General features: G+C 68.9%; 11 protein-coding genes and 1 tRNA gene. 10 read left to right on the top strand and 2 right to left on the bottom strand.

Annotated elements, in window-relative coordinates; genetic code table 11:
- Positions 1 to 80 precede the first annotated feature (80 nt).
- The 4 genes from ABZY31_RS12480 to ABZY31_RS12465 all read left to right on the top strand — a co-directional run bounded on the left by ABZY31_RS12480 (position 81) and on the right by ABZY31_RS12465 (position 4,495).
- A complete protein-coding gene (locus ABZY31_RS12480; RefSeq protein ID WP_356408275.1) occupies positions 81 to 1,010 on the top strand; it encodes a bifunctional DNA primase/polymerase in 930 nt (309 codons plus the stop codon).
- Positions 1,007 to 2,557: a YfjI family protein gene (locus tag ABZY31_RS12475; RefSeq protein WP_356408272.1), complete on the top strand. Its 1,551-nt coding sequence runs from the start codon at positions 1,007 to 1,009 to the stop codon at positions 2,555 to 2,557. Before ABZY31_RS12480 ends, ABZY31_RS12475 begins: the two co-directional genes overlap by 4 nt.
- Before the next feature lie 295 nt (positions 2,558 to 2,852).
- Positions 2,853 to 3,044, top strand: coding sequence for a helix-turn-helix domain-containing protein (locus ABZY31_RS12470; RefSeq protein WP_356408269.1), 192 nt, complete (start codon positions 2,853 to 2,855; stop codon positions 3,042 to 3,044).
- The gene (locus ABZY31_RS12465) at positions 3,041 to 4,495 is read left to right on the top strand and encodes a site-specific integrase (protein ID WP_356408266.1); all 1,455 of its coding nucleotides are present in this window, start codon (positions 3,041 to 3,043) and stop codon (positions 4,493 to 4,495) included. Before ABZY31_RS12470 ends, ABZY31_RS12465 begins: the two co-directional genes overlap by 4 nt.
- 60 nt (positions 4,496 to 4,555) lie before the next feature.
- Here ABZY31_RS12465 and ABZY31_RS12460 read toward each other — a convergent pair whose 3' ends face one another.
- Positions 4,556 to 5,443, bottom strand: coding sequence for a hypothetical protein (locus ABZY31_RS12460; protein ID WP_356408263.1), 888 nt, complete (start codon positions 5,441 to 5,443; stop codon positions 4,556 to 4,558).
- Between the two features lie 247 nt (positions 5,444 to 5,690).
- Positions 5,691 to 5,762, bottom strand: a tRNA-Arg gene (locus ABZY31_RS12455).
- 82 nt (positions 5,763 to 5,844) lie between these two features.
- Here ABZY31_RS12455 and ABZY31_RS12450 point away from each other — a divergent pair.
- The 6 genes from ABZY31_RS12450 (at position 5,845) to thrB (ending at position 12,735) form a co-directional block, all read left to right on the top strand.
- The gene (locus ABZY31_RS12450; RefSeq protein ID WP_356408363.1) at positions 5,845 to 6,363 is read left to right on the top strand and encodes a response regulator; all 519 of its coding nucleotides are present in this window, start codon (positions 5,845 to 5,847) and stop codon (positions 6,361 to 6,363) included.
- Between the two features lie 10 nt (positions 6,364 to 6,373).
- Positions 6,374 to 7,477, top strand: a complete 1,104-nt coding sequence (nrtL, locus tag ABZY31_RS12445; RefSeq protein ID WP_356408260.1) for an ArgS-related anticodon-binding protein NrtL — start codon at positions 6,374 to 6,376, stop codon at positions 7,475 to 7,477.
- An 18-nt stretch (positions 7,478 to 7,495) separates the two neighbouring features.
- Positions 7,496 to 8,887, top strand: coding sequence for a diaminopimelate decarboxylase (gene lysA, locus ABZY31_RS12440; protein WP_356408257.1), 1,392 nt, complete (start codon positions 7,496 to 7,498; stop codon positions 8,885 to 8,887).
- A 150-nt stretch (positions 8,888 to 9,037) separates the two neighbouring features.
- A complete protein-coding gene (locus tag ABZY31_RS12435; RefSeq protein ID WP_356408255.1) occupies positions 9,038 to 10,342 on the top strand; it encodes a homoserine dehydrogenase in 1,305 nt (434 codons plus the stop codon).
- Between the two features lie 7 nt (positions 10,343 to 10,349).
- A complete protein-coding gene (gene thrC / locus ABZY31_RS12430; protein ID WP_356408252.1) occupies positions 10,350 to 11,420 on the top strand; it encodes a threonine synthase in 1,071 nt (356 codons plus the stop codon).
- 388 nt (positions 11,421 to 11,808) lie between these two features.
- Positions 11,809 to 12,735, top strand: coding sequence for a homoserine kinase (thrB, locus tag ABZY31_RS12425; protein ID WP_356408249.1), 927 nt, complete (start codon positions 11,809 to 11,811; stop codon positions 12,733 to 12,735).
- The last annotated feature ends 328 nt before the right edge of the window (positions 12,736 to 13,063 follow it).

Raw genomic sequence — 13,063 nt, 5'->3', positions numbered from 1 at the left:
CCGGGGCGGTCGCCTCTCACCACAAGACCGCGACCGCCCCGGCTTCCCCAGTCCCTTCGCAGAAACAGGAGACCCCCAGCATGACACCAACCCATGCCCCGGCGCTGCTACACGCTGCCTTGGCCGCCGCAGCACGCGGCTGGCCCGTCTTTCCCCTTCGGGCTGGAGACAAGCGGCCCGCAGGGCACCCCGAACGCAACTGCCCTCGTACGGGCCGCTGCGCGGACGGCCACCGCACCCCCGAACAGCGCGCCACTCTCGATCCCGGGAACATCACCGCCTGCTGGCAGGCGGCCCGCTACAACGTCGGCATCGCCACCGGCCCCGCCGGACTCCTCGTCGTAGACCTCGACATCCCCAAGGACGATGACGGACCCGCTCCCTACGAATGGGCCGGGGCCACCGATGGCCTGGACGTCTTCGCCATGATCTGCGAGCGAGCAGGCGAGCGGCTGCCGACCGAGACGTTCACGGTGCGCACCCGCCGTGGCGGACAGCACCTGTACTTCACCGCCCCTGCCGAAAAGCAGCTGCGTGGGAGCGCAGGGCGCCTGGGCTGGAAGGTCGACACGCGAGCCTGGGGTGGTTACGTGGTCGCGGCCGGCAGCACGGTGGGCACTGGGTCATACGAGATCATTCACGACGCACCCCCGGCCCCCCTCCCCACGTGGCTCGGTGACCTGCTCTCCACGCCGCCCGCGCCCGCCCCCGTCCCTGTAGCCGTTCTCCGCTCCCGGATCGGGAAGGCAGACCGCTACGCGACCGCCGCGCTCAATGGCGAGGTCGCCAAGGTCGCGGCCGCCGCCACCGGCGCCCAGAACACGACGCTCTACAACGCCGCGTACGCGCTTGGTCGGCTCATCGTGGCCGGAACGATCGCCGAACACGAGGTTGCCAGCGCACTCACCGAAGTGGCCCTGGCCAAGGGACTCGCTCCCTCTCGCATTGCGGCCAGCATCCGCGACGGCATCCAACGCAGCACGCTCCACACCACGGGAGACGCAGCATGACCACACAGCCCATGGACAGTTCGGAACTGTGGGCCGGGTTCGACGCCCTCGACGCCGAGGAGGTGACCGGACCGGTCTGGGACGAACCGGTACCGCTCACCGGCCGCCGGGACCTCCCCACCTTCCCCGTGGACACGCTCCCGTCGTGGCTGTCCGCCATGGTGGCTGCCGTCGCCGAGGAGACGCAGACCCCCGCAGACCTCGCCGGATGCCTGGCCCTGGCCGTCATCGCCACGGCTGCCGGCGGACGGGCCACCGTCTGCGTGCGCGGCCGGTGGCGCGAGCCCGTCAACCTCTACACCGCCGTCGCCCTGGACCCCGGCAACCGCAAGAGCGCCGTATTCGCCCTGATGACCGAGCCGCTCATGGCGGTGGAGAAGGTCCTCGTGGAACTCTCCGGCCCGGCCCGCGCCGAGGCTGAGACCACCGCGCGCCTGGCCAAGGCCGCCGCCGACAAAGCAGCGGCCAAAGCCGCGAACGCCGAGCCGGGGATGCGTGACCAGCTCATTGCCGAGGCTGTCTCCCTGGCCCAGGCCGCCGAGGAAATCAAGGTTCCCTGCAAGCCTCAACTCGTCGCGGACGATGTGACCCCCGAGAACCTGGCCACGCTGCTCACCGAGCAGGAAGGCCGGATCTCCGTCCTGTCCCCGGAGGGCGGGATCTTCGAAATCATCTCGGGCCGCTACAGCGGAGCACCCAACATGGAGATCTTCCTCAAGGGCCACGCCGGGGACATGGTCCGCGTCAACCGGCAGGGCCGCGAAGCCCAGCACGTCGAGCACCCCGCCGTCACGATGGGCCTCGCCGTTCAGCCCGAAGTGCTGGAGTCCATCGGGCAGATCAAGGGGGCCGACGGCCGCGGGCTGCTGGCCCGGTTCTTGTACGCGCAGCCCGAATCGCTGGTCGGCCGGCGGAACCTTACGCCGGAGCTGATCCCGGACGACGTGGCCGACACCTATGCCCGGCAGCTCGGCGGGCTGGCCATGGCTCTGAACGGCTGGACCGATCCGGCAGTGCTCACCCTCACTCCCGAGGCCGACGCGGTCATGCTCGCCTACCAGAAGGTCACCGAATCCCGGATCGGGAAGGGTGGTTCACTCGCGGACGTCGTGAAGTGGGCCAGCAAGCGCGACGGCGCCGTCGCTCGGATTGCCGGGCTGCTCCACCTGGCCGCCCACCCTGACAGCGGGTGGACCCGCCCCATTGAGGCCGCCACCCTGGCCGACGCCACCCGCCTCGGGGACTACTTCACCGCTCACGCCCAGCACGTCTTCGACGCCATGGGCGCCGCACCGGCCCAGGAAGCCGCCCACCAGGTCCTCGCCCGCGTCCGGGACTCGCGGATGGACGGCTTCACCAAGCGGGACCTGTTCCGCCAGCTCTCCCGCGGTGACTTCCCCGCCATGGCCGATCTCGACCCGGCCCTGGCCCTCCTGGAGGAACACGGCTGGATCCGCCAGCAGCCCTCACCCCCGCGCACCGGCCGCGGCGGCCGGCCGCCCTCCCCGAAGTACGACGCACACCCCCGCCTCACCCGCGGCGCCTGACACAACCCCCGCCGGACCGCCACAACAGACAGAACCCTCGATGTAGCCCGCTGACCTGCATGAACGGGCCCCACGGTCACCGTGACAGAACCTCCGGAAACTCCGACAGAACCCACGCGTCGGCCGCGACAGAACCCACCGCGGGAGGTTCTGTCGGAGTTTCCGCGAGTTCTGTCAGAGCGGCTCCTAGCCCTGAACTCGCAGGTCAACGCGATTTTGCCCAGGTTCTGTCAGTTGTGTCAGCGGTCCCGGTGTTCTTGCTCCCCAACTCATACCTCCCCGAAGGAGTCTCGCCGTGGCCAAGCCCCGCGACGAAATGCTGACCATCCCGCAGGTGGTCGAAGAGATCGGTGTTCCACGAGCCACGTTCTATCGCTGGCGGCAGTGCAAGAAGGGCCCCAAGGCAATCAAGCTCCCGAATGGTTCCGTGCGCATTCGCCGTTCCGAGCTGGTCCGTTGGCTTGAGATGCGGGAGGAGACCGCGTGACGAACGACGCTGATTCCAGGCCTGAGGAGATCAATGGCTTGGACCCGGAAGGGTTTTCCCTCGACGTCCGCCTGTGGAACGTGACCAAGGCGCAGAGTAAGACCCGTCCGTATCAGCTCCGCTGGATCGTCGGGGGCAAGGTCAGCAGTAAGACCTTCGCCACCGTGGCGCTTGCGGGGAGCCGTCGGTCCGAATTGTGGTTGGCCATGAAGCGCGGCGAGGCGTTCCGCATCAAGGACGGCCTGCCTGAGTCCGAAGTCCGCGCCGCCGCGCAGGCTGCAGAGCCCGCCGATGCCCGCGAGGAGCTTTCCTGGTTCACGTTCTGCCGTGAGTACATGGCTATGCGCTGGCCTACGGCTGCTGCCAAGACACGCGAGGGCATCGCCGATGGTCTCGCCGCGGTGACCCTGGCCATGGTGGAGCAAGACAAGCAGATGCCCGAGGTGGGGGAGCTGCGCCTCGCTCTGCGCTGGGCCGTTGTCCCGGCGAACGCTGAGTTGGCGCCGCCGGCCGAACTCGAAAATGTCCATCAGTGGCTTTCGAAGAAGTCGCTTCTCGTTTCCGCGTTGGAAGAGCCGAAGATTCTGCGAGACATCCAGTACCGGCTTTCGTTCAAGCTGGACGGTACGCCTGCGGCGGGGGAGACGTCCCGCCGCAGGCGCCGAGCTCTGAACACTGCGGTGGAATACGCGATTGAGCGCAATCTCCTGGCCGAGAATCCTCTCGCCGGGCTTAAGAGGGTAAAGACCTCTTCATCGGATCGTGTCGACCCGCGCGTTCTCGTGAACAAGACCCAAGCCGCTCAGTTGCTCGCCGCGGTGTCATACGTCGGGACGTGGGACCGCAAGAAGGGGCGCCGTCTGGTGGCCTTTTACGCGGTGATGTACTTCGCAGCGCTCCGCCCGAGCGAGGCGGTGGGGCTGAGGAAGTCGGACTGCTACCTACCCGAGAAAGGATGGGGGACGCTCACCCTCCGGGACACCCATCCCGTGTCCGGCAAGCAGTGGACGGACAGCGGGGAGCGACACGACAAGCGAGGGCTGAAGTCCAGGGAGGCCAAGGATGACCGGCCGGTTCCGATCCCGCCGCCGCTGGTCACCATGCTCCGTGCCCATCTTAAGGAGTTCGGCACGGCCAAGGACGGCCGGCTCTTCACAAACGAGCGGCTCGGTCTCGTCGGTAGCAGTACGTACTGGCGGGTCTGGAAGGACGCCCGGGCCTACGCGCTGCCACCGGACCTTGAAGCATCCATCCTCGGCGGACGGCCCTACGACCTGCGACACACCTGCATTACGACCTGGCTGAACGCTGGGGTGCCCGTGGCTGAGGTCGCCCGCCGGGTTGGCAACTCGCCCGAGGTGATTCATCGCGTGTACGAGGGATGCATTTACGGTCAGGAGGCGGTCATGAACAAGAAGATCGAGCAGGAACTCGACTGGCCACTCGACTGAGCCTTGCTGCTGGTAGTTGACGCAGGCGGAGCATGTTAGCCATAGAGGCTGGCCTATGTCTCAGTCTTCTTCGTCCGGCGGCTGGACGCCGACATTGCCTTTGATGTAGCCGCCGTCACCGACAACTACGATGGTCCCTCCCCTGTGCGCTACGGAGTTATAGTCACCTCCAGGTCGAGCGGCTTCGCTCTTGCTAAAGAGATCTCGGAGTGTTCGCGCTACAGGGGCGAGGTGGAAGAGCATATAGCCCAGAAATGTGAAGCGTGTGATTGTTGCAAGAGCCTCGGCAATCCCATCAGGGATCATGGATGAGGTGATTGAATAGGGTACGGTCAGGAAGAGGAAGAGGGACATTGTGAAGGGGCCGATGTGCATCCGGTCTTCCTTCCTTTGTGCGACACCCTTCTTTTCTACCTCTACGTCCCCTTCTTCATTCGATGGCACCGCTTTCCATTGATCCGCAGTATCGCCAGCTACTACGAACCTAAAGTGGACGTTCTGATCACGCTCCAGGTGCCCAACTTTGTAGATTACTTCCTGGGGGTTGGAGTTGCGTTCGAGTTCAACTTTCAACTCCGGTTCGGGAGTTGGGGACATGTATGTTTCAAGTACTTGCGTTCCGTCGGCAAACTTGAAACGGAACCGCTGATCTTTGATGGCACGGTTTCCCGTGTTTGAGACCCTATACTTGATTGAGAAGATATTTTTTACGTCCACGTCGTCATATGTGACGTTCAGCTTCTCTTGGATCTCAGGGTCGTCGATGGCAGCAAAACCCGGATCGAAGCTGGAGTCCCAGGAGATTCTTTTGCGTGGCTCCGCTCGGGCCTTGAGCATGTGGACGAGGAGCGTCGCGCTGGCACCGATGATGGCGCTTACCAGGGCGACTACGAACTTCTGTTGCAGGTCCGAAAGTCCCTGGCCGGCCGCCAGTTGTAACACGGACATGGATCCACTCCCTGTTCTAGGAGGGCCACATCGTAGGGTCGGCGACCGTGTGTCGTCAGGGTGTTTGGGTGATCAAGCGGGGCGCGGGTGCAGTGACAGCCCCTGCCGCGCCTGAGGCCGGTCTATCGCAGGTCTATCGCGATCAGTGCGTAACAACGACAAAGACCTGGACTCAGTGGGACTGGGTCCAGGTCTTCATGCTCGGCACTTCAGCTGGTCAGCGACACTTGCACACCACCAGCTGGAGTGCCCCCGGCAGGATTCGAACCTGCGCACACGGCTCCGGAGGCCGTTGCTCTATCCCCTGAGCTACGGGGGCGTGTCATCCGCTGTGCGGCGACGGGTTGAACACTACCAGCTTCCGCGGGGTGATCAGGAACGCGTTTGCGGGGTCCGGAGGGGTGGGTCGCCCGGAGGGGGTGGAAGTGGCAAAAACCCGGACGCGGGGGCTTAGGGCGACCTACTCTCGAGTTGTGTCAGGCGCCTCGGGCCGGGTGCTTGTTGTCGACGACAACAAGGTCATCCGGCAGCTGATCAAGGTCAATCTCGAGCTGGAGGGCTTCGAGGTCGTGACCGCGAACGATGGTGCCGAGTGCCTGGACGTCGTGCACCGGGTCTGTCCCGACGTGATCACCCTGGACGTCGTCATGCCGCGGCTCGACGGGTTCGGGACCGTCGCGCGGTTGCGCGCCGATCCGCGGACGCGGCTGGTGCCCGTCGTGATCGTCAGTGCGTGTACGCAGTACGAGGTGGAGTCCGGGACCCTCGCCCAGGTGGACGCGTTCCTCGCCAAGCCCTTCGAGCCGACCGAGCTGGTGCGGGTCGTGCGGCGGCTGATCGAGCGCAAGCGCGGGGGGACCGGCGGGCGGGGAGTTCACATGGCGAAACCGGTTCGCGTCAGGGGGGACCTTCTCCCCTAGTGTGGGTCCCGTGACCCCCGCTGACCTCTCCCGTACCGTCGTGCGCGCCGTGCGCTGCGCCGTCGAGGGCGGGGAGCTCGGCGCAGGGGCCGTCGTGCCCGAGCGGGTCGTCGTCGAGCGGACCCGGCCCGGGGGAGTGGGGGAGTACGCCACCCCCGTCGCCCTCCAGCTGGCCAAGGCGAGCGGACGCCGTCCCGCCGAGGTGGCCGATCTGCTGGCCCGGCGGCTCGGCCGGGTGGCCGGAATCCGGCACGTGGAGATCACCGGCCCCGGCTTCCTCAATTTCAGTCTCAGTGATGATGGAGACGGCGATGGCGACGGCGCTGCCGGTGCCGGTGCCGGTGCTCGTGAGGTCGTGCGGCTGGTGCGGGCCCGGGGGGCCGCGTACGGCTTCGCCGACTCCGCCGACCTCCCCGCCCCAGTCGATCGCCCCGGTACGGACGCCGCCGCCGACCAGGACCTCCGTACCCGCGCCGTGCGCGAGGCCGTCGGGCGGCTGCTGCGGAGCCAGGGCGTGCCGGATGACGCCCGGTTGCTGCGCGTCGCGCCCGTGGCGCGGGCCGACGGGGACGTCGTACGCCGCTACGGCGCCGACGCCTCGCGCTGGGGCATGCTCGCCACCGACCCCGCGCAGCCGCCGCACTTCGGCCCGGTCCTGCTCGTCCAGGGCGAGGCCAGCGAGTTCTTCCGGGTGCGGTACGCCGTCGCGCGCGCCCGGGCGCTCGTACGCAACGCCGCCCAGCTCGGGTTCGCCCCGGCGACGGACGACCCGGCGACGGACTACCCGGCGACGGACTACCCGGCGACGGACGACCCGACCCCGGCCGGCGCCACCCCCGCCCGCACCCCCACCACCAAGCCCCTGCTCGACGCGCTCCGCGAGTACCCCCTCGTGCTCGAAGCCGCCGCGCACCACCGGGCGCCCGAGCGGCTCGCCCGGCACCTCGTCGCGCTCGCCGACGCCCTGCTCGACTTCCAGTACGACGTACTGCCCCGAGGGGACGAGAAACCCTCGGCCGCCCATCGCTCCCGGCTGGCGCTCGCCGATGCCGCCGGGACGGTGCTGGCCGGTGGCCTGACCCTGCTCGGTGTCGACATTCCTGAAGTGGTTTAGAGGAGAAAGAGAAGCGTCATGAGCCGCTCCGCACACCCCGCCGGTCCCCGTCACGCCGACGTCCTGCCGGAAGGCCACTACGCCCCGCCGGCCGCCGACCTCAACCTGCTCCCCGAGAAGGTGTGGTCCCGGACCGTCACCCGCGCCGGTGACGGAGTGGTCAGCGTCGGCGGGATCGAGGTGACCCGGCTCGCAGAGGAGTTCGGGACCCCCGCCTACTTCCTCGACGAGGAGGACTTCCGGGCCCGCTGCCGCGCCTGGGCGCACGCCTTCGGGCCGGACGCCGACGTCTTCTACGCGGGCAAGGCCTTCCTCTCCAAGGCCGTCGTGCGCTGGCTGAGGGAAGAGGGGCTCAACCTCGACGTGTGCTCCGGGGGCGAGCTGGCCACCGCCCTCGCCGCCGAGATGCCCGCCGAGCGCATCGCCTACCACGGCAACAACAAGTCCGTCCCCGAGATCCGGCGGGCCGTCGCCGCGGGCGTCGGGCGGATCGTCCTCGACTCCTTCCAGGAGATCGCCCGGGTGGCGCACGTCGCCGCCGAGCTGGGGGTCCGCCAGCGCGTGCAGATCCGCGTGACCGTCGGCGTCGAGGCGCACACGCACGAGTTCATCGCCACCGCCCACGAGGACCAGAAGTTCGGCATCGCGGTCGCCGACGGGCTGGCCGCCGAGGCCGTGCGCCGCGTGCTCGGCCACGACAGCCTCGAACTGATCGGGATCCACTCCCACATCGGCTCGCAGATCTTCGACATGGCCGGCTTCGAGGTGTCCGCCAAGCGCGTGGTGCGGCTGCTGGCCGATGTGCGCGACGAGCACGGCGTCGAGCTGCCCGAGATCGACCTCGGTGGCGGCCTCGGCATCGCCTACACCGACACCGATGACCCGCGTGAGCCGCACGAGATCGCCAAGTCGCTCACCGAGATCGTCGCGCGCGAATGCGAGGGCGCCGGGCTGCGGGCGCCGCGGATCTCCGTCGAGCCGGGCCGCGCGATCGTCGGGCCGACCGCCTTCACGCTCTACGAGGTCGGCACGATCAAGCCGCTGGAAGGGCTGCGGACGTACGTCAGCGTCGACGGCGGGATGTCGGACAACATCCGCACCTCCCTCTACGACGCCGAATACAGCGTGGCGCTGGTCTCGCGCGCCTCGGACGCCGAGCCGATGCTCTGCCGCGTCGTGGGCAAGCACTGCGAGAGCGGTGACATCGTGGTGCGCGACGCCTTCCTGCCCGCCGACCTGGCGCCGGGCGACCTGATCGCGGTGCCCGCCACCGGCGCGTACTGCCGCTCGATGTCGAGCAACTACAACCACGCGCTGCGTCCGCCGGTGGTCGCCGTGCGCGACGGAGCGGCCCGTGTGATCGTCCGGCGCGACACGGAGGAAGATCTCCTGCGCATCGACGTCGGATAATGAAATTACCGTCTCACTCAATGGACGAAGGATGGAAAGTTCTGTCCATTGAGTGAGACTTGTTCCCACCTGGTGCGCAAGACCGCGCAGCGGGGGCTGATGGACGGATCGAAGCCTGATCGATCCGTGGATCGAAAGGTTTGGGTCTACATGATGCGTACGCGTCCGCTGAAGGTGGCGCTGCTGGGCTGTGGAGTGGTCGGCTCAGAGGTGGCGCGCATCATGACGACGCACGCCGACGACCTGGCGGCGAGGATCGGCGCGCCCGTCGAGCTGGCCGGCGTCGCCGTGCGGCGGCCCTCCAAGGTCCGCGAGGGGATCGACCCCGCGCTCATCACCACCGACGCCACCGCCCTGCTCAAACGGGGTGACATCGACGTCGCCATCGAGGTCATCGGGGGCATCGAGCCCGCCCGGACCCTGATCACCACCGCCTTCGAGAACGGCATCTCCGTGGTGTCGGCGAACAAGGCCCTGCTCGCCCAGGACGGCGCCGCCCTGCACGCGGCCGCCGAGCAGCACGGCCGCGACCTCTACTACGAGGCCGCCGTGGCCGGCGCCATCCCGCTGGTCCGCCCGATGCGCGAGTCCCTCGCCGGCGACAAGATCAACCGCGTCATGGGCATCGTCAACGGCACCACGAACTTCATCCTCGACAAGATGGACTCCACCGGCGCCGGCTACCAGGAGGCGCTCGACGAGGCCACCGCCCTCGGGTACGCCGAAGCCGACCCGACCGCCGATGTCGAGGGCTACGACGCCGCCGCCAAGGCCGCGATCCTGGCCGGCATCGCCTTCCACACCCGGGTGCACCTCGACGACGTCTACCGCGAGGGCATGACCGAGGTCAGCTCCGCGGACTTCGCCTCCGCCAAGCGGATGGGCTGCACCATCAAGCTGCTGGCGATCCTGGAGCGCGCCGCCGACGGCCGCTCGGTCACCGCCCGCGTCCACCCGGCGATGATCCCGCTCAGCCACCCCCTCGCCTCGGTCCGGGAGGCGTACAACGCCGTCTTCGTCGAGGCCGAGGCCGCCGGCCGGCTGATGTTCTACGGTCCGGGCGCGGGCGGCGCGCCGACCGCCTCGGCGGTCCTCGGCGACCTGGTGGCCGTCTGCCGCAACAAGCTCGCCGAGGTGACGGGGCCGGGCGAGTCGGCGTACACGCGGCTGCCGGTCAGCCCCATGGGCGACGTCGTCACCCGCTACCACATCAGCCTGGACGTGGCCGACAAGCCGGGCGTGCTCGCCCAGGTGGCGACCACGTTCGCGGAACACGGTGTCTCCATCGATACCGTTAGGCAGCAAGGACGCCCCGACGGGGTCGGCAATGAAGCCTCCCTCGTCGTCGTCACCCACCGCGCGCCCGACGCCGCCCTCTCCGGGACCGTCGAGGCACTGCGGAAGCTGGACACCGTCCGCGGTGTCGCCAGCATCATGCGTGTTGAAGGGGAGTAAGGGACCCATGACCGACAACGGCACCCACCAGTGGCGCGGCATCATCGAGGAGTACCGGCACCGGCTTCCGGTGACGGCGAACACCCCGGTGGTCACGCTCCGCGAAGGCGGTACGCCCCTCGTCCCCGCGCAGGTGCTCTCCGAGCGCACCGGCTGTGAAGTCCACCTCAAGGTCGAGGGTGCGAACCCCACCGGGTCCTTCAAGGACCGCGGCATGACCATGGCGATCACCCGGGCCAAGGAGGAGGGCGCGAAGGCGGTCATCTGCGCCTCCACCGGCAACACCTCCGCCTCCGCCGCCGCCTACGCGGTGCGCGCGGGCATGGTGTGCGCCGTCCTCGTGCCGCAGGGCAAGATCGCGCTCGGCAAGATGGGCCAGGCGCTCATCCACGGCGCCAAGATCCTCCAGGTCGACGGCAACTTCGACGACTGCCTGGACCTGGCCCGCGCGCTGGCCGACAACTACCCGGTCGCGCTGGTCAATTCCGTCAACCCGGTCCGCATCGAGGGCCAGAAGACGGCCGCGTTCGAGATCGTCGACGCGCTCGGCGACGCGCCCGACATCCACGTCCTCCCGGTCGGCAACGCGGGCAACATCACCGCGTACTGGAAGGGGTTCAAGGAGTACAAGGCCGACGGCCTCGCCTCCCGCACCCCCCGCGTCTGGGGCTTCCAGGCCTCCGGCTCCGCGCCCATCGTTCGCGGCGAGGTCGTCAAGGAGCCGCACACGATCGCCACCGCGATCCGCATCGGCAACCCGGCCTCCTGGGAGTACGCCCTGGCGGCCCGCGAGGAGTCGGGCGGCTTCATCGACGAGGTGACGGACCGCCAGATCCTCGCCGCGTACCGGCTGTTGGCCGCACAGGAGGGCGTGTTCGTCGAGCCCGCCTCGGCCGCGTCCGTCGCCGGTCTGCTCAAGGCCGCCGAGCTGGGGCTGGTCGACCCGGGCCAGAAGATCGTGTGCACGGTCACCGGCAACGGCCTCAAGGACCCCGACTGGGCGGTCGCGGGCGCCCCGCAGCCCGTCACGGTCCCGGTGGACGCCGAGGCCGCCGCCGCACGCCTCGGCCTGGTCTGACCGCGCGCCCGGCGCTCGCGCCCGGCCGTCCGACCTGACGGACACCGGCGCGATCCGGCCGGTGCGGCACGGCCGCCCGGCACCCGCCGCCCCGCCGCCGGATTCCGGAAGGGCTCCTCGGAGCCTTCCGGAATCCGGCAACTCGGCCCGTACGGCCACAAAAGCGCGAGGGAACACCGCGACACGCATCGTGCGCCTCCCGTGCGCCCTATGTCGGAGAAGAACCTTCCTTCGATACGCTGTACTGACATCCGCCACCGCGCATATGACGCGGTGCTGCCCCGGGGGCCTTCGGGTGTCGTACGTTCTCCAGTACATTCACAGCGAAGATTCACAGCTGAAGATCCACGGCAAAGATCTCGCACAGTCACAAGGAGTGTCATCGAGCGTGGCCGGTCCAGCATTCCGCGCCGCCGCCGTACGGGTGCGCGTTCCCGCCAGCAGCGCCAACCTCGGCCCGGGCTTCGACGCCTTCGGGCTGTCCCTGGGGCTCTATGACGACGTGGTCGTCCGCGTCGCCGACTCCGGCCTGAACGTCGACATCGCCGGCGAGGGCGCCGACAACCTGCCCCGCGACGAGAGCCACCTGCTCGTACGGTCCATGCGCACCGCCTTCGACCTGCTCGGCGGGCAGCCGCGCGGCCTGGAGGTCGTGTGCGCCAACCGCATCCCGCACGGCCGCGGCCTCGGCTCCTCCTCCGCCGCCATCTGCGCCGGGATCGTCGCCGCGCGCGCCGTGACCATAGGCGGCGAGGCGCGCCTCGACGACACCGCCCTGCTGGAACTCGCCACCGAGATCGAGGGCCACCCCGACAACGTCGCCGCCTGCCTGCTCGGCGGCTTCACCCTGGCCTGGATGGACGGCGGCAGCGCCAAGGCCATCCGTATGGAGCCCGCCGATTCCATCGTTCCGGTGGTCTTCGTCCCCTCCAAGCCGGTCCTGACGGAAACCGCCCGCGGCCTGCTGCCGCGCTCGGTCCCGCACGTGGACGCCGCCGCCAACGCCGGCCGCGCGGCCCTGCTCGTCGAAGCCCTGACCAGGCGTCCCGAGTTGCTGCTCCCCGCCACCGAGGACCGGCTCCACCAGGAGTACCGCTCCCCGGCGATGCCCGAGAGCGTGGCGCTCGTCAACAGGCTGCGGGCGGACGGGATCCCCGCGGTCATCTCCGGCGCCGGACCCACGGTCCTCGCGCTGGCCGACAACGACGCGGCCGACAAGGTCGCGCAGCTCGCGGGCGAAGGGTGGGCGGCCAACCGGCTGGCGCTCGACGCCGGGGGCGCGAGCGTCCTTCCGCTGGGCAGCCAGGGCGGCTAGCACACGGCCGCCAGGGGGACGGGGCGGCCGGGCAGGCCGCCCCCGGACGGGCGCGAGGCCGGTTACTGAGAGGGGGAATGTCTGTTGGATCCGGTAGTGTTAGTCTCAAGTGCGCATCCGAAGCCGCCATGGCTCGGTGCTCAGTGTCCCCATCAGGGACCACCTTTCTTCCGGGAGCCTCCCCAACTGCTTTGATCACTGCCAAGCAGTTTCGAGCACGCTCCGGAATCGGCGTGATTTTCCCACGCTTCCAGCTCGGGGGCTCTCGCCGGAACCCATGCACGTTTCCCTCCGCCGCGGTATCTCTGCCGGCGGACCACCGCCCCGG

Source organism: Streptomyces sp. NPDC006529, from assembly GCF_040611795.1.
Taxonomy (GTDB): domain Bacteria; phylum Actinomycetota; class Actinomycetes; order Streptomycetales; family Streptomycetaceae; genus Streptomyces.
This window is presented reverse-complemented; position numbering and strand designations above follow the sequence as displayed.

Excerpts from the sequence above, each read along its gene's own strand:
- ABZY31_RS12480 (WP_356408275.1), top strand. The coding sequence starts at position 81 with ATGACACCAACCCATGCCCCGGCGCTGCTACACGCTGCCTTGGCCGCC.
- ABZY31_RS12475 (WP_356408272.1), top strand. The coding sequence starts at position 1,007 with ATGACCACACAGCCCATGGACAGTTCGGAACTGTGGGCCGGGTTCGAC.
- lysA (WP_356408257.1), top strand. The coding sequence starts at position 7,496 with ATGAGCCGCTCCGCACACCCCGCCGGTCCCCGTCACGCCGACGTCCTG.
- ABZY31_RS12460 (WP_356408263.1), bottom strand. The coding sequence starts at position 5,443 with ATGTCCGTGTTACAACTGGCGGCCGGCCAGGGACTTTCGGACCTGCAA.
- ABZY31_RS12435 (WP_356408255.1), top strand. The coding sequence starts at position 9,038 with ATGATGCGTACGCGTCCGCTGAAGGTGGCGCTGCTGGGCTGTGGAGTG.
- thrC (WP_356408252.1), top strand. The coding sequence starts at position 10,350 with ATGACCGACAACGGCACCCACCAGTGGCGCGGCATCATCGAGGAGTAC.